The sequence below is a fragment of the Paraburkholderia guartelaensis genome, assembly GCF_004353905.1.
Taxonomy (GTDB): domain Bacteria; phylum Pseudomonadota; class Gammaproteobacteria; order Burkholderiales; family Burkholderiaceae; genus Paraburkholderia; species Paraburkholderia guartelaensis.
This window is the reverse complement of record NZ_SMOD01000003.1, coordinates 364,010-378,146: the sequence shown is the minus strand read 5'-3', so window position 1 is coordinate 378,146 and position 14,137 is coordinate 364,010. Positions and strand designations below refer to the sequence as shown.

The 14,137-nt window shown below is 65.5% G+C and carries 17 protein-coding genes; 7 read left to right on the top strand and 10 right to left on the bottom strand.

The window, feature by feature from the left end; all coding sequences use genetic code 11:
• Positions 1-7: 7 nt before the first annotated feature.
• Positions 8-736, top strand: a complete 729-nt coding sequence (locus tag E1N52_RS06200; RefSeq protein ID WP_133181139.1) for an SDR family NAD(P)-dependent oxidoreductase — start codon at positions 8-10, stop codon at positions 734-736.
• Between the two features lie 54 nt (positions 737-790).
• On the top strand, positions 791-1,606 hold the full coding sequence (locus E1N52_RS06195; RefSeq protein WP_133181137.1) for an IclR family transcriptional regulator: 816 nt from the start codon (positions 791-793) through the stop codon (positions 1,604-1,606).
• Between the two features lie 38 nt (positions 1,607-1,644).
• On the opposite strand, the gene E1N52_RS06190 is transcribed toward E1N52_RS06195, so the two are convergent.
• The 4 genes from E1N52_RS06190 to E1N52_RS06175 form a co-directional block, all read right to left on the bottom strand.
• Positions 1,645-2,079, bottom strand: a complete 435-nt coding sequence (locus tag E1N52_RS06190) for a phosphate-starvation-inducible protein PsiE (RefSeq protein ID WP_069262357.1) — start codon at positions 2,077-2,079, stop codon at positions 1,645-1,647.
• A gap of 102 nt (positions 2,080-2,181) precedes the next feature.
• Positions 2,182-3,060: a 4-hydroxy-tetrahydrodipicolinate synthase family protein gene (locus E1N52_RS06185; protein ID WP_133181135.1), complete on the bottom strand. Its 879-nt coding sequence runs from the start codon at positions 3,058-3,060 to the stop codon at positions 2,182-2,184.
• Between the two features lies 1 nt (position 3,061).
• Positions 3,062-3,289, bottom strand: coding sequence for a hypothetical protein (locus tag E1N52_RS06180; RefSeq protein ID WP_246088973.1), 228 nt, complete (start codon positions 3,287-3,289; stop codon positions 3,062-3,064).
• Between the two features lie 204 nt (positions 3,290-3,493).
• Positions 3,494-3,814 carry a hypothetical protein gene (locus E1N52_RS06175; RefSeq protein ID WP_246088972.1) on the bottom strand — a complete coding sequence of 107 codons (321 nt, stop codon included), beginning with the start codon at positions 3,812-3,814 and terminating at the stop codon, positions 3,494-3,496.
• A gap of 240 nt (positions 3,815-4,054) precedes the next feature.
• Here E1N52_RS06175 and E1N52_RS06170 point away from each other — a divergent pair, with 240 nt between their 5' ends.
• The 4 genes from E1N52_RS06170 to E1N52_RS06155 all read left to right on the top strand — a co-directional run bounded on the left by E1N52_RS06170 (position 4,055) and on the right by E1N52_RS06155 (position 6,726).
• Positions 4,055-4,447, top strand: a complete 393-nt coding sequence (locus E1N52_RS06170; protein ID WP_133181131.1) for a universal stress protein — start codon at positions 4,055-4,057, stop codon at positions 4,445-4,447.
• 20 nt (positions 4,448-4,467) lie between these two features.
• Positions 4,468-4,854 (top strand): hypothetical protein, encoded by a 387-nt coding sequence (locus tag E1N52_RS06165; RefSeq protein ID WP_246088971.1) that lies wholly within the window; start codon positions 4,468-4,470, stop codon positions 4,852-4,854.
• Positions 4,855-5,009: 155 nt separating this feature from the next.
• The gene (locus E1N52_RS06160; protein ID WP_133181130.1) at positions 5,010-6,293 is read left to right on the top strand and encodes a sensor domain-containing diguanylate cyclase; all 1,284 of its coding nucleotides are present in this window, start codon (positions 5,010-5,012) and stop codon (positions 6,291-6,293) included.
• A 46-nt stretch (positions 6,294-6,339) separates the two neighbouring features.
• Positions 6,340-6,726 (top strand): MAPEG family protein, encoded by a 387-nt coding sequence (locus E1N52_RS06155; protein WP_133181128.1) that lies wholly within the window; start codon positions 6,340-6,342, stop codon positions 6,724-6,726.
• Between the two features lie 69 nt (positions 6,727-6,795).
• Here the strand turns inward: E1N52_RS06155 and E1N52_RS06150 are convergent, their stop codons facing one another.
• Both E1N52_RS06150 and E1N52_RS06145 read right to left on the bottom strand, forming a co-directional pair.
• A complete protein-coding gene (locus tag E1N52_RS06150; RefSeq protein WP_133181126.1) occupies positions 6,796-8,151 on the bottom strand; it encodes a pyridoxal phosphate-dependent decarboxylase family protein in 1,356 nt (451 codons plus the stop codon).
• Positions 8,152-8,184: 33 nt separating this feature from the next.
• Positions 8,185-9,444, bottom strand: coding sequence for an MFS transporter (locus E1N52_RS06145; protein WP_133181124.1), 1,260 nt, complete (start codon positions 9,442-9,444; stop codon positions 8,185-8,187).
• Positions 9,445-9,562: 118 nt separating this feature from the next.
• Here E1N52_RS06145 and E1N52_RS06140 point away from each other — a divergent pair, with 118 nt between their 5' ends.
• Positions 9,563-10,009 (top strand): winged helix-turn-helix transcriptional regulator, encoded by a 447-nt coding sequence (locus E1N52_RS06140; RefSeq protein WP_133181235.1) that lies wholly within the window; start codon positions 9,563-9,565, stop codon positions 10,007-10,009.
• A gap of 12 nt (positions 10,010-10,021) precedes the next feature.
• Here the strand turns inward: E1N52_RS06140 and E1N52_RS06135 are convergent, their stop codons facing one another.
• The 4 genes from E1N52_RS06135 to E1N52_RS06120 all read right to left on the bottom strand — a co-directional run bounded on the left by E1N52_RS06135 (position 10,022) and on the right by E1N52_RS06120 (position 14,009).
• Positions 10,022-11,422: an amidase family protein gene (locus tag E1N52_RS06135; protein WP_133181122.1), complete on the bottom strand. Its 1,401-nt coding sequence runs from the start codon at positions 11,420-11,422 to the stop codon at positions 10,022-10,024.
• Between the two features lie 44 nt (positions 11,423-11,466).
• Entirely contained in the window at positions 11,467-12,657 is a 1,191-nt protein-coding gene (locus E1N52_RS06130) for an MFS transporter (RefSeq protein ID WP_133181120.1), read from the bottom strand.
• A gap of 149 nt (positions 12,658-12,806) precedes the next feature.
• Positions 12,807-13,592, bottom strand: coding sequence for an alpha/beta fold hydrolase (locus tag E1N52_RS06125; protein WP_133181118.1), 786 nt, complete (start codon positions 13,590-13,592; stop codon positions 12,807-12,809).
• A 51-nt stretch (positions 13,593-13,643) separates the two neighbouring features.
• Positions 13,644-14,009, bottom strand: coding sequence for a DUF4148 domain-containing protein (locus E1N52_RS06120; protein WP_133181116.1), 366 nt, complete (start codon positions 14,007-14,009; stop codon positions 13,644-13,646).
• Positions 14,010-14,137 lie beyond the last annotated feature (128 nt).

Sequence of the window (14,137 nt, the reverse complement as noted above, 5' to 3'; positions counted from 1 at the left end):
ACGCATCATGACATTCAAGGACAATTTTCTCGCGGGCAAGGTCGCGCTCGTGACGGGCGGCCACTCGGGCATCGGCGCGGCCATCGCCAACCGGCTCGCGCAACTCGGCGCGCGCACCACGGCTGCCGGCCTGCCGCCTCCCGCCGGCACGCCGGACGCACTCGTTAGCGGCGTGCAGCGCGCCTCGCTCGACGTGCGTTCGAGCGAAGACGTGACGCGACTGGTTAGTGGCTTCGAGCGGCTCGATATCGTCGTGAACTGCGCGGGCGTGATCAGCCGTGGCGACGAGCACCAGATCGAAGCGTTCGAGCGCGTGCTCGACATCAATCTCAACGGGACCATGCGCGTGTGTTCGAGCGCGCGCGAGCTGCTCAAGGCGTCTTCGGGCTGCATCGTGAACACGGCTTCGATGCTGAGCTTTTTCGGCGGCGGCCTCGTGCCTGCCTACAGCGCCAGCAAGGGCGGCGTGGCGCAGCTCACGCGCTCGCTCGCCATTGCCTATGCGCCCGACAATATCCGCGTGAATGCGCTTGCGCCCGGCTGGATCGCGACGCCCCTCACGCAGGCGCTGCAGGACGACGGCGGCCGCTCGCAGGGCATACTCGAGCGCACGCCGATGAAGCGCTGGGGTCAGCCCGAAGAAGTCGCGAACGTGGCCGCGTTTCTCTGCTCGCCCGCCGCTTCGTTCATGACGGGCGCGATCGTGCCCGTGGACGGCGGCTATCTGTGCGCCTGATCCCCTGGAATTGCGGGCATAATGGCGCCACACATGGTGCCCGCAAGCTTTCCGATGTCGACCACTGATTCCCCCGCCTCCTCCCAATCCGGCGACGCCAAGGGCGTTGCCGGTACGGCCGCCTTTTCGAAGTTCATCGCCGTGCTTCAGCTCATTGCCGACGCCAGCACACCGCCGAACATCGCAAAGCTCGTGGCCGCGAGCGGCTATCCGCGCCCGACCGTGCATCGCATCGTCGCCGCGCTGCAGGCCGAAGGGCTCGTCGCGGCGGTGGGCGGCGGCAATACGTTCGCGCTCGGGCCGCGTCTCGTGAATCTCGCGAGCCGCAGCTGGGAGCGTTCCGACCTGCGCATCGCCGCCGTCGACGCGCTCATGGAACTACGCAACACCACCTCGGAAACGGTGCACCTCGCCGTGCCCAGCGACGGCGCGATGGTGTACATCGAAAAGCTCGAGAGTCCGCACGCCGTGCGCATGGCTTCGCGTATCGGCACGCGCGTGGCGCTCACGTCGAGTTCGGTCGGCAAGGCCTGGCTCGCCACGCTGACGCCGGCCGAGCGCGAGCCAATGCTCGCGCAGGCCCCGCGCGTGCGCTTCACGGAGCACACGATGACCGATCTCGGCGCGATCCGCGACGAGATCGAACTCACGGCGCAACGCGGTTACGCGGAAGACCGCGAAGAAAACGAGCAATCGATCTGGTGTTACGGCGCGGCGATTCTCGGCGCCGATGGCCGCGCCGTGGGCTGCGTGAGCGTCAGCATGCCGATGTTTCGGCGCCAGGCGGACGCGCAGCGCAGCTACATCGAACCCCTGCTCGCCGCGTGCCGCACCATTGCGGCACGGCTCGGGCCGGTTTGCGCGCGCTAATGCAGCAGCGGTAGCCGCGCCACAGCGGCACGACCGGCCTACTTCGCCTCTTCCACGCGCCGCTCATCGGTGTTGCTGGGATATTTAGCCTGCCCGAAGCGGATGATCAGCACGCCTAGCGCGATCAGCACGATCGCGCCCGCAGACGCCAGCAAATGCAGCTCCGTGTTCGCGCCCGCGCGCAGGATCAGGTCCCGCGCGATCGACACCATGGCGATATAGAGCGGGAAGCGAACGGGCAGCTGTCCAGCCTTGAGATACTGCCCGACCATGGCGAAGATCTCGAGGTAGAGAAACATCAGCAGCAGGTCGGTCAGCGTCACGCCGTCCGAATGCACCATGTGCCATATCAGCGCGCCCATGGCGGCCACGGTGCCAATGCCGATGATCAACAGACCGAATAGTTCGGCCAGCTCCATGGCGCGCTCGAGGCGCTCCTTGATCGCTCGCTGCAAGGCGTTCTCGTACTTCATCTTCGCGGTTTCCCCATGACACGGTAGGGGGATAGTAGCGCGACAAGATGAAAGTTCGAAAACGCGGAAAAAAATCCGCGCGGGCGCGGGCGCGAAACGAAATCAGGGCGAAGGCGCGACGGCGCGCAGCTCGTCGAGCACGGCGCGGGCGAATTCGAGTTGCGTGACGAGCGCGGGCGAAGCCGGCCGGATCGGCATACGCGTTTCGGGCGACAGCATGCCGTCGAGCGCCAGCATGGCCTTGATCGCGCTTGGGTTCGGCGCCGCGAACAACAGGCGCAGCACGCCCTTGAAGCGCGCGAAAAGCCGGGCCGCCGCCTCGCCGTAGCCCGCCTTCACGAGCGCGTGCACATCGCGCAGCAAGTCCGGGCAAATGTGTGCGCTTGCGAGTATGCCGCCCGCGCCACCTGCTTCGAGACACTCCAGAAACGCTTCGTCCGTGCCGCAAAGCAGCGAGATGGGCAGTTCCCCCAGCGCCTTGAAGCGCTCGCTCGCACAAGCCTTGATGGCCACGATATTGTCGAATTCCGCCAGTTCGCGCACCGTTTCGACTTCGATCGGCACGCCCGTGCGATGCGGCACGTCGTAAAGCACCAACGGCTTCGACGTGGCACGCGCGATCTGCCCAAAGTGCCATGCGAGCCCCGCCTGGTCCGGGCAGACATACGAGGGCGCGGGAACGAGAAAGCCCGCCACGTCCCATCTTTCCAGCGTGCGCAGATCCTGCACGAACGCACGCGTATCGCTGCCGCCCAGGCCCGCGATCACGGGCACGCGCCCCGCCGCGACCTGCGTGATGGCCTGCAGCACGGTCACGCGCTCCACGTCGTTCAGGAGCGCCGCCTCGCCGGTCGTGCTGAGCGCGACAATGCCGGCAATGCCGTCACTCGCGTATTTGTCGGTCAGGAGTTCCAACGCCTCGACATCCACTTCGCCATCGCGCAACGGCGTCACGATGGGCAACCAGATTCCCTCGAACATATCAGGCCCCCTTGTTGCCGGTGCGCGGGCGCAACGCGCCGATCGTGGCTTCCGGCACGCTGCCTATGAGCGTATGCATCGTGAAGTCGATGTCTTCGGGCGCGATATCGAGCAGCACGCGCATGGCGCCGCGCACGAAGGCAGTTTGCGCGACGTAGACGCCGAGCGGGGAATGCAACAGCGCCGCGAGATGCGCCCGCGCGGCTTCTTCAGTATTCGCGTTCAGCATGACTTCGAGCCAGGCACGCGGGGCCCGCAACGGAACGACCTTTGCACGCGGGCGCGGAGCCGGCGCCACGATCTCGTACCGGGGGATAGGATTTGCGCAAGCCATGAGATTTGAATTGCTATTCGCAGGTTGTGAACACAACTTCAGCGTATTCCCGAACGCGTAAAACCGGTGTTAAAAATAGCGGTGCGTTGTGTCTAAATTTCACATGCTTTGTGCGAGCTGCGGATTCAACTCGAGATGCAGCACGACGAGCCAGCGTCGCGGGCACGCGTTGGCAATTTCGAGTGGCGCTTCTTGCGCACTTCCACCGCTTCGCGCCGGTCCGATAAATCCCTGCTTCTTGGCCGCGGCCCACGCGGCGCGCGCATCGGTCACGAGCCAGTTGCTGACGAGCAGGCACGTAATGCAACTGAAGATCACCGTCTCGACGTCCGAAATGCCAGGATCGATTTGTTGGGTAACGTAGCCGAACACGGCGGTCAGTATCTGGTCCACGGAAAACGTGAGAAGCGCGAGCTTCAACCAGCCTCGAAAGCGCATCGGCATGATCAACGGAGAAACGTAGGATTGAACGGCGGGTGCCAAAACATGGCAATGACCCGGGCGGATTCGACGCGCCAGTGTAGGCGGGGTGTTCTTTCCCGCACAAGCAAAAATGCCGTAAACACACGCCGCTTTTACGCGTCCGCAGCCAATCTTTTACGGCTTATTTACGCGCCGTTCGCTACGATCGTGCTGATCCGCAATCTCTCAGGTCATTCTGTGTTGAAACTCCTCATTCCCGTCATTGACCGGCACGGCGCAGCCGAAGCCGCACGCCACAGCGCGTTCCTTTTCGCCGAACGCGGCATGGTGGAAGTCGAGGTCGTGGAGACGATACAGCGCACCGCGGCGAGCAACGGCGCCCGCAAGCGCTGGCAACGGCACGGCCGCGACATGCTCGACGCCACTTGCGCGATTCTCAAGGACGCAGGCGTACCGTACCGGCTGCGGCATGCGCCAGGCCCCGCGGAGCGCAGCATCGCAGCATGCGTGGAATGTGGCGGCGCGGATATCGTTCTCGTGGACGCAAGCCATCTCGGCTTTCTGCGCAAATGGATGATGCTCGCAAGGCTCAGGCGGCTGTGCAGCGTGCCCGTGACCTTGTTGCATTAACAGCGCATCGGTCCCATCGCATGCGCAACCTCTCTTCGCCGCCTCGGCGCACATTGAATGCCGCACACGCCATTAGTCCGCAAAAGCGCGCGCTGCTGCGCGTGTGCGCGTTGATTCTGCTGATCTGTCCCATTCTGACTTCGGCGTTCGCATTTTTCGCGTTTTCGAATCACCCCGATTTCGCGCTGGGACTCACGGCGTTCTTCTGCTTCATGTGCTGCACGCTGCTCGCCGTCTGGATACGATCCGACGCAAGGCATGCGTGGTCGCGCGCGAGTGAGTCGGGCTTCGTGCACCCGGCCGCGATACGCCCTGGCCGCGCAGTGCGCGTATCGAGCACCTGCCCTTCGCGGTGGCTCGTCGTGCTGCATGTGGAACTGCACGGAGGGATCGTCGCGGCGCGGTAGGGTTGCACACGTGTAAGTGGCGCCAGATTGGGCCTGCGCGAACGCGCGCGAACCGGCACGTTCGAAAACGTCCGTGGGACACATTGCGCCGCCGCGCCGCGCAATGCGGGCTACTATATCGTCAGTGTATTGAGCAAGCTGGCAACGGAGGCTCGATGGCTGACTGGTCGGACATGATTCGCGATTTCGTCGACGAAATTGCTGCGAGCGTAGCCATGATCGGGCGCGACGAGCGGGGCCAATTCATGGTTTCGGCCTGCAACGATCATTTCATGCGCATGACGGGCGGCAGGCGCAGTGCGATCAAGACATTCCCGGCACCATTCGATTCGCTCATTCCCAACTACGCACGAACCGAATTCCGCCAGAAACTGACCCAGTGCTTTGAATCCGGCGTTGCCCGCGAACTCGAGCAAGCGTACGACCTGAGGGACGGAACACACTGGTGGCGCCTGTCATTGAAGCCGATACGCCACGCCGAAAGCGGTGTCTCCGTGCTCGAAATCATGGTGACGGGCCTCGAGATCACCACGAAGATGTTGCTGACGCACGAACTGGAAGTCAGCACGTCGCGCTTTCGTTCAGTCGTCGATGCAGCCTACGACGCCATCATCACGATCGACCAGCAGCATTGCATCACGCTATTCAACCGCGCCGCCGAAAACCTGTTCGGATACTCCGCCGAGGAAATGCTCGGCCAACCCATTACGGATCTTCTGCCCGAGCGCTACCGCGGCAATCATTCGCAATACGTGCACCAGTTCGCGCGCTCGCCCGTGCGCTCCCGGCAGATGGACGAGCGGAACCGCGTGTATGGGCTGCATCGGGATGGGTCGCTATTGCCCGTTGAAATCGCCATTTCGAAAATCATTGTGGGCGGGCTGATCGAATTCACTGCCGTGATTCGCGATATTGCCGACCGCGTTCAATTGATGGACCTGCTCCAGAAACAGGCCGTGACCGACGAGCTGACCGGCCTGCCGAACCGCCGTGAATTCGCCGACACCGTCGAAACGATTCTGGAAGCGGACAAAGCGCTTTCCGTCTTCATTCTCGATATCGATTACTTCAAGAAGATCAACGACACCTACGGGCACGACATCGGCGACGAAGTGCTGCGCGTGCTGGCCAAGGTCGTAATGAACGCCGACCGGCGCATAGGCGTGTTCGCTCGCTGGGGCGGCGAAGAATTCATCGCCGCACTGCCTGAGTTCGATATCGAACAGGCAACGGCGGTGGCCGAAGAGTTGCGCGAAACCATCGAGCAGCAGGATTTCGAGCATAAGTGGCGACTGGGCAAACCGGTGCCGTTTACGGTGAGCATTGGCGTAACCGAGCGCCTGCCGGGCGAGCATGATGTCGCCGCGATCGTCAAACGCGCGGACGTGGCGCTGTATCGGGCCAAGGAAAGCGGACGCAACCGCGTGGAAGTCGGCTAACGCGCCGCAAATAATCGCATCGCCTTCTTTCGCCAAGGAGCCTCAAATGGACAGAATTGCGCTGGCCTGCGTGGCCGTGCTGGGTCTTTTGCTGTTTGGCCTGGGCGTGTCCATTTCGATGCTTCGCTTTCGCGAAGGCACGCTCTCGGGTTGCGCGCCGGACCCGGCTAGCCTGCTGCACAAGTTCGTGCGCGCGCATGCGAACACTGCCGAATATGTGCCCTTCCTGGCCGTGCTTTTTCTCTATCTGGGCGCACGCTCGCCCTCGCCTGCAACGCTTGCGCTGATCGTGACTGCGACCGTCTGCCGGTGTCTTCTCGTCGTCGGGCTGATCGCGTTTCCCTCGATGGCGAAACCCAATCCCGCCCGATTTCTCGGCGCGCTCGGCACTTACGCGGCCGGTATCGCGTTGAGTTTCGCGCTGCTGCGCTGAAGCCGCGGACTTGGGCCGTCCGCGGCCTTGCTGCCTTCTTCGCTGCGCGCGCAACGTAACCGCCGGCGCTTAAGGCGCACGCAAACTGGCGCGCAGCGATGCCAGCAGTTGCACGAGCGCTTCGATGTCTTCATCCCGCGTGCGCCACGACGACACGCTGATCCGCAACGCGGGCCGCCCTTGCCAGATCGTGCCGCCGAACCACGTTTCGCCGGAGGCCTGCACGGCACTGCGCAGCGCCTGCGTCTGCGCATCCGTTTCGCAGCGGAACAGCACCTGATTCAGCACGACCCGGTTGAGCACCTCGTAGCCCAGGCGCTCGAGTTCCGCGCCGATGCGCTGCGCCTGCGCGTGATGGCGCTCGACCATGGCCGCGACACCGCCGCGGCCCAGCGTGCGTAGCGCCGCCCACACGGGAATACCGCGCGCGCGGCGCGAGAATTCCAGCGTGAGGTTCTTTTGCGCGTCGGCGCTCGCGGACAAGTAGGCCGCGTCGCTGTTCATCGCCTCGGCCAGCGCCTTTGCATCGCGGCAAATAACCATGGCGCAGTCGTACGGCGTGTTCAGCCACTTGTGCGCATCCGTCGTCCAGCTATCGGCCCCTTCGATGCCCTCGGTCAGCGCAGCCAACGACGACGTGCGCGCCCACAGGCCGAATGCGCCATCGACATGCACCCAAGCGCCGGCCTCCCTCGCACGCGCGATGATCGGCGCAAAGGGGTCGAATTCGCCGGTATTCACCTCGCCGGCCTGCAGGCACAGGATCGTGCGGTCGTCGAGCGGCGGGAGTTTCGCCACATCCACGCCGCCATGAGCGTCGACGGCTGCGTAGACGATGCGATCCAGCCCGAAGCCGAGGATGCGCAGCGCCTTCTTCACCGTGATGTGAGCGAGTTCCGAGACCACGACCTTGATCTCGGGCGCACCCATCAGCCCCTGGCGGTCGAAGTCCCAGCCTTGCCGTGCAAGCAGCGCGCGGCGAGCGGTAGCGAGCGCGCCGAGCGTGCACGCTGTCGCGCTGGTGCCGAAGCCCACGGCGCTTTCGCGCGGCAGGTCGAGCGCTTCGAGCACCCAGCGGCCCGCGATGCGTTCCACCGTGGCCGCGACCGGCGAGTTATCGAACGTCGAGGCACACTGATCCCACGCCATCATGAGCCGCTCTGCCGCGGCCGCTGCGGGCAGCGCCGCGCCGATCACGAAGCCGAAATAGCGCGGGCCGTTCGAAGCCGTCGTCGCCGGCGAGCCGATACGGTCGAGCAAAGACAGCGTGTCTTCAGCGGGTATTCCGCTTGCGGGCAGCGGCTCGTCAAACGCACTGAGCGCAGCAATAGCTTCGTTCGAAGGGAAAACTCGCCGCGTGGCGTTTCCTTCGAGGTAGCGCAGGCCGCGTGCGTCGGCATCCGCCAGCAGTTTCAGTTCATCCATACATGTCTCCCGGTCCGAGTTTCCATTCAGGCTTCAATTCGATGTGCAGGCGCACGGGGCCGCGCGCCGCATGCTGCGCACCGTGACGCCCCAGAACACGAGCGCCAGCAAACTCACGGCCGCGCCCAGCGTAGACACACCATGCCAACCCGCCGCGGCATACGTCGCCGTCGTGCCGATTGCGCCAAGCCCGCTGCCCACTGCATAGAACAGCATGTAAAGACTCACGAGCCGGCTATGCAGTTGCGCGTTGCTGCGAAAAATCAGGCTTTGATTGGTCACGTGCAGCGCCTGGCCGCCGAGATCGAGCAGCACGATGCCAACCAGCAGCATCCATAGCGAGTGTCCCAGCATCGAGAGCGGCCACCACGCCAGCAACAGGAGCGCCAGCGCGGCGGCACTGGTGCGTTGGCCCCAACCCCGGTCGGCCCATTGGCCGGCGCGCGCGGCAGCCAGCGCGCCCGCCGCCCCGGCTATGCCGAAGGCCCCGATCGCCGTATGAGAATAATTGTAGGGCGGCGCACTCAACGGCAGCACCAGCGCGCTCCAGAAAATATTGAGGGTCGCGAACATCAGCAGAGCTAGCAGGCCGCGCGTTTGCAGCACGCGATCCGAGCGCAGCAACGCGAACATCGAGATGATCAGTTGTCCATAGCTCATTGCACCTGGCTCGCTGCGTGCCAGTTTCGGAAGCCGGCGCCACAGCGGCACGGCCAGGGCGAGCATGACGGCGGCGGAACAGCCGTACACGCCGCGCCAACCGGCAAGATCGCTCACGCCGCCGGAAAACACGCGAGCCAGCAGCAGGCCAATGAACACTCCGCTGCCCGCTGCGCCCACCACGCGCCCGCGCTCGTCGGGCGCGGCGGCGGAGGCCGCATAGGCGATCAACCCCTGTGTCATGGCCGTACCCAGCATGCCCACACCCAGCATGCCGGCCAGCAGCACCGCTACGGATCGCGCGAGACTCACCACGCCCAGCACGCCCGCCAGCGCCAGCAATTGCGCGATCATCAGGCGGCGGCGCTCCACCCTGTCGCCCAACGGCACGAGCAGCAGCAACGCCAGCGCGCAACCGGCCTGCGTCGCCGTGACCACGCCGCCAACGGCGGCGCGGGTAATGCCGAAATCGCGCGCCAATGCGTCCAGCAAGGGCTGCGCATAGTAGACATTGGCGACGCTCAGGCCGCTGGCCACGGCGAACAGCAGTACGAGGCCGCGCGGCATCGGCGCGCGTGGCCGCACGGGAGCGCCGCGGGCCGGCGGTGCAAGCGCAACGGGATCCGCGTCCATGATCTTCAATCCAGTTTCAAAACAAAACTGATTGAATGGTATGTCGAGTGGTTTTAAAATGCAACTACGTGAGGCGCACGCATCGCGTCAATACGTTCTAGCAAGAGAGAGAATCGCCATGGCAAGCCGCAAATCCATGAAGACAGAGACCTGCCCCGTCGCGCGCTCGGTCGACGTGATCGGCGACCGATGGTCGCTGATGATCCTGCGCGATGTCTTCGACGGCATTCACCGCTTCGGTGACATTCAGCGCAATCTGGGTGTCGCGCGCAATATTCTATCCGGCCGTTTGAGCCATCTCGTCGAGGCCGGCATTCTCGAAACACGGCCTGCCTCCGACGGCACGACCTATCAGGAGTACGTGCTAACGAAGAAAGGGGAAAGCCTCTTCCCCGTTATCGTCGCCCTTCAGCAATGGGGCGAGCGTCATATGTTCGAGCGCGGCGAACGGCATTCGTGGCTGATCGACAAAGCAACGGGCAAGCCGTTGCTTTCGATGTTTCCGCAGACCCGTGAGGGGCACGCTCTCACCCCTCACGACACCGTGGTCAAGAAGCCCGCATAACGCCCGCCCGGTTTACTTGGCCGGGTCGATGGGCGAAGGCGGTGCGCCGCGTTCCTCGATAGCCTTACCAGCCAGCAGACACAGGTCTTCGCGGAAATGTCCGGCGACGATCTGCACGCCAACCGGCACGTCCTTCACCATGCCCGTGGACACAACAAGACCCGGCAAGCCCATCGCGGGTAATGCGCGCATGGTCAGCTGGGCGTCCCACACACGCTGGAAACCCGCCGCGCCCTGCATGTCGAGGTTATCGGGGAACGGCAGTTCGCCCGAAACCGGCAGCAGCAGCACGGGATAGTCCGAAAGGAACAATCGCCATGCGCGCGTGAGCGTCGTGCGGCGCACCAGCGACGGGACCACCACGTTCTCGGGCATCGCCTCGACCTTGGCCCGCACGCCGTCCACCACCGCCTGTGCGCCCGGGTCGCCGTCACGGGCCACGGCGTCGGCGAGCGCCGGGAACCCGTCGCCGAGCCACAGGCGTTCCTGCACTTCGCCGGCGTCACGCAGGAGCGGCACGTCGTCGATCTGCTCGACCGTCCAGCCCGCGTCGGCGAGCCGGCGGCCGGCGTCGAGCAAAGCGTCCTCCACCTCCTTCGTGATGCTCATGCCGCCCGGACGCAGGCAGAGCGCCGCACGCCGCGGCACGTCGGGCCCGATGAGCGGCGCCGGCGCCCACCAGGGGTCGCGCAGGTCGGGCGCGGCAAGCGCCGCGAGCGCCACGCGCAGGTCCTCGACCGTGCGCGCCATCGGGCCTGCGCCCGACATCATCTGCGCGCCGATCGGCCGCTCGGGCGACGACGCGTTGAACGCCGGCACCCGCCCGATGCTGGGCCGCAGGCCATGCACGCCGCACGCATAGGCCGGGTAGCGCACCGAGCCGCCAATGTCGGTGCCGAGCGCGATATGCCCGATGCCGGCCGTGACCGCCGCCGCCGCGCCGCCGCTCGAGCCGCCCGGCGTGAGCGACGCGTTGCGCGGGTTTTTCGTATGCCCGTGAACCTGGTTGCTCGTGAACCAGCGCAGCGCGAAGGTCGGCGAATTGGTACGGCCGAGCAGCACGGCACCCGCACGCACGAGGTTTTCGACGGCCGGGCTGTTCACCTGCGCGATCAGATCCTTCTGCAAACGCGTGCCGTTGGTCGTGGCGAAGCCCGCCTGGTCGATGTTGATCTTCGTTGTGACGGGCACGCCCGCGAGCGGCCCCGGGTCTTCGCCGCGCGCAATCGCCGCGTCGATCTTGTCGGCCTGCGCGAAGACCCATTCGGGCCGGTAGTCGATCACCGCGTTGATGAGCGGATTGACGGCTTCGAGACGATCGAGCGCGGCCTTCGCGGCCTCGCGTGCAGACACCTCGCGCGCGCGAACCCGCTTTGCGAGTTCAGTTGCGGATAAACGCCATAGTTCAGTCACGATCCCTCCGGTTCGTTAGCAAAATGGGAATGGCCAGGGCCTGTTCAGGCGCTGGCCGATAAGGTCTCGACACGCCGCCGGTCGCGCACAACGGCCAGCGCGAGCGCCGCGAGTCCGCACGCCGCGATGAGCGCGAGCAGCGCCGCCCGGCCGCCGTGCACCAGCACCCAGCCGCCGACGGTCGGAAACCCGAACGCGCCGACGAAGTACGCCGCGACGAACCACGTGAGCGCGGCGCGGCGGTGCGCGGCAACGGAGTCGTTAACGGCCTGGAGCTGGACGATCGGGTAAGCGAGCCCGTATCCTGTGCCCAGCAGCACCGCGGCCGCCGATTGAAACAGCACGTGAAACGGCACGACGAACATCGCCGCGCTACCCATCACCATCATGGTGAGCAGCACTTTCGTCGCGGTTTCGGAGCGCATCTTGATGACCACGCGCGAGAGCAGCCAGCGCGTGGCGATGACCGTCACCGTGTAGACGCTGAAGAAGGTCGTCGCTTTCGCCTCGGTGCCTTGCACGAGCGACATCTGGAACGTCATGAGGCCCGAGAACACGCAGCCGCCCAACGCGATGATGACGATGGGATACACCGCGCGCGTGCGGGCGATGACGCCCATCTTCAGGAGCCACGGGTCCGGCGAGGCCGGTTCTTGCGTCGCGGTGCTGGAGCGCACATGCGGCGCGATCCGGCCGAACAGTTCGAGCAGGACGGCCGCCAGCACGCAAAGGCCGCCGATCGTGTAGAGCACGCCGCCAAGCGGCATGCGCCAGAAGCGGATCGCAAAGCCCGCCAGCGCCGGACTGCCGCCGATGCCCGTCATCTGCATGGTGGCGAAGCGCAGGAACCACAGGCCGCGCTCGGCGTCGTTCGTGCGCTCGGCAAGCGCCATGGGCGCGGCGAGGCAGAACGCGCCCCAGCCGAAGCCGACGAGGAAGCCGGGCACGACGTCGAAGCTGCTCACGTGCTCGACGAGCGCGAAGCTCACCACGCCTGCGCCCACGCAGAGCGCCGCGAGCGCGGCCATGCGCGCCGCTCCCACATGCTGGGCGACCCAGCCCGTGAGCGAGACGCCCACGAAGGTGCCGAGCGCCGCGCCCGCGAGCGCCACGCCCGTGTTGATGTCGTTCCCGCCGATGGCGTGCACGTGCATGGAGAACAGGAACGTCGCGCCATAGCCTGCCGATGCGAGCAGGACGCCGACGAGCATGATGAGGGCACTGAATGGGCGCACGGCGGGCCTTCCGGACGATGACGGAAGTGTGCAGATTATCAGTCCCTGTACCCAGCGTTGCATTCAGGTGCTCCTCGGGTGCGATGTCGGCGGCAGGCGAGCGGCCGCGCAGGTGGAAGCGCTTCCACCGCGCGGCCGTTGCGGGCCGGTTACCTGGCGTCCTGCGCGTGTTCCGCCGCGTCGATGATCGCGTCGGCCACGGCCTTCGGCTGGCTCAGCATCGAGACGTGGCTGCCGTTCACGCGCGTCACCTTGGCGCCGATATGCTTCGCCATCGATTCCTGCAGCGCGGGGTCGATCATGCGGTCGCGCGCCGTCACGACGAAATACGAAGGCTTGTCGTGCCACGCGGCCTGCGTGACCTTCTGCGAGAGCGCGCCGCTGAACCACGGGCCCTGGGTGGCCGCCACGATGCGTTGCTGCGCGGGCGGCAAGTCAGGTGCGAAGTCCTGGCGAATCGCCTTGTCGGAGAGCGTCAGGTAGCCGGCCGAGTCCTTGCGCAGTTCGCTCGCCCAGGGCGCGTCCGGCTGGCCCTGCGTGATATCGGCGATCGACTGGCCGTTGTCGGGCGCGAAGGCCGCCACGTATACGAGCGACTTCACCTTCTCGTCGTTGCCCGCTTCGCTGATCACGACGCCCGCCCACGAGTGGCCGACCAGCACCACCGGGCCCTTCTGCTGCTCGATCACACGCTTCGTCGCGGCCGTGTCGTCGGCGAGCGAGCTGAGCGGGTTCTGCACGGCTACGACGTGCAGGCCGCGCGCTTCGAGTAGCGGAATCACGCGGTTCCAGCTGGAGCCGTCGGCGAACGCGCCGTGCACCAGCACGACGTTGGTGCCTTTCAGGTCCTGCGGCGGCGCGGCATGCGCCGCTTGCAGCGCGAAGAGGCCGCCGAGGAGCGCCACGGACGTGAAAATCTGCTTGATCGAAGCCATCGTTTTTCTCTCTTCTCTTATCGGGTCGTTCGGTGGGTCGGGAAAGGCGGATTACGAATGCGCGTAGATCGGGCCGAGGCCGGGGATATCGTCCTGCGCGGCGCGTGCGGCGTTCGTGCCGTTCATGGCGTGATGCGGCTTGCGCGGAGCGGACGCATCGGACGAACCGTCCGCCACACCGCCATACGACGACGAAGCGGCTTGCTGCGCGACCTGCGTGGCTTCCACGCGCGCCAGCGCGGCCTGGATGTTGCGCGGGTATTGGGTTTCGTCGGCGGCCGGGTTGTAGCCGGCTTTCTGCAGCCGCACGAGTTCGGCGCGCACCTGCGCACGGGTGACGGGCTCGTTCGACTGAGCGAACGACAGAACCGGGGCGGCGGCAAGAGCAGCAAGGGCGAGGAGCTTGAGGGCTTTCATGACGTTCTCCAAAGAGGAATGAGGTAGACAGCGATCGGGTTCAAACCGGGTTCAGTTCAGCGCGAGTGGTGTATCGAGCTGGCGTAGGTGTATTTGAACGTCCGGATGTATCTGCCGTGTTTCCATTT

What these genes read in the sequence shown, in the direction of transcription:
- E1N52_RS06200 (WP_133181139.1), top strand. Translation starts at nt 8, where the DNA reads ATGACATTCAAGGACAATTTTCTCGCGGGCAAGGTCGCGCTCGTGACG.
- E1N52_RS06195 (WP_133181137.1), top strand. Translation starts at nt 791, where the DNA reads ATGTCGACCACTGATTCCCCCGCCTCCTCCCAATCCGGCGACGCCAAG.
- E1N52_RS06190 (WP_069262357.1), bottom strand. Translation starts at nt 2,079, where the DNA reads ATGAAGTACGAGAACGCCTTGCAGCGAGCGATCAAGGAGCGCCTCGAG.
- E1N52_RS06185 (WP_133181135.1), bottom strand. Translation starts at nt 3,060, where the DNA reads ATGTTCGAGGGAATCTGGTTGCCCATCGTGACGCCGTTGCGCGATGGC.
- E1N52_RS06180 (WP_246088973.1), bottom strand. Translation starts at nt 3,289, where the DNA reads ATGCTGAACGCGAATACTGAAGAAGCCGCGCGGGCGCATCTCGCGGCG.
- E1N52_RS06165 (WP_246088971.1), top strand. Translation starts at nt 4,468, where the DNA reads ATGCGCAACCTCTCTTCGCCGCCTCGGCGCACATTGAATGCCGCACAC.
- E1N52_RS06160 (WP_133181130.1), top strand. Translation starts at nt 5,010, where the DNA reads ATGGCTGACTGGTCGGACATGATTCGCGATTTCGTCGACGAAATTGCT.
- E1N52_RS06155 (WP_133181128.1), top strand. Translation starts at nt 6,340, where the DNA reads ATGGACAGAATTGCGCTGGCCTGCGTGGCCGTGCTGGGTCTTTTGCTG.
- E1N52_RS06150 (WP_133181126.1), bottom strand. Translation starts at nt 8,151, where the DNA reads ATGGATGAACTGAAACTGCTGGCGGATGCCGACGCACGCGGCCTGCGC.
- E1N52_RS06145 (WP_133181124.1), bottom strand. Translation starts at nt 9,444, where the DNA reads ATGGACGCGGATCCCGTTGCGCTTGCACCGCCGGCCCGCGGCGCTCCC.
- E1N52_RS06140 (WP_133181235.1), top strand. Translation starts at nt 9,563, where the DNA reads ATGGCAAGCCGCAAATCCATGAAGACAGAGACCTGCCCCGTCGCGCGC.
- E1N52_RS06125 (WP_133181118.1), bottom strand. Translation starts at nt 13,592, where the DNA reads ATGGCTTCGATCAAGCAGATTTTCACGTCCGTGGCGCTCCTCGGCGGC.
- E1N52_RS06120 (WP_133181116.1), bottom strand. Translation starts at nt 14,009, where the DNA reads ATGAAAGCCCTCAAGCTCCTCGCCCTTGCTGCTCTTGCCGCCGCCCCG.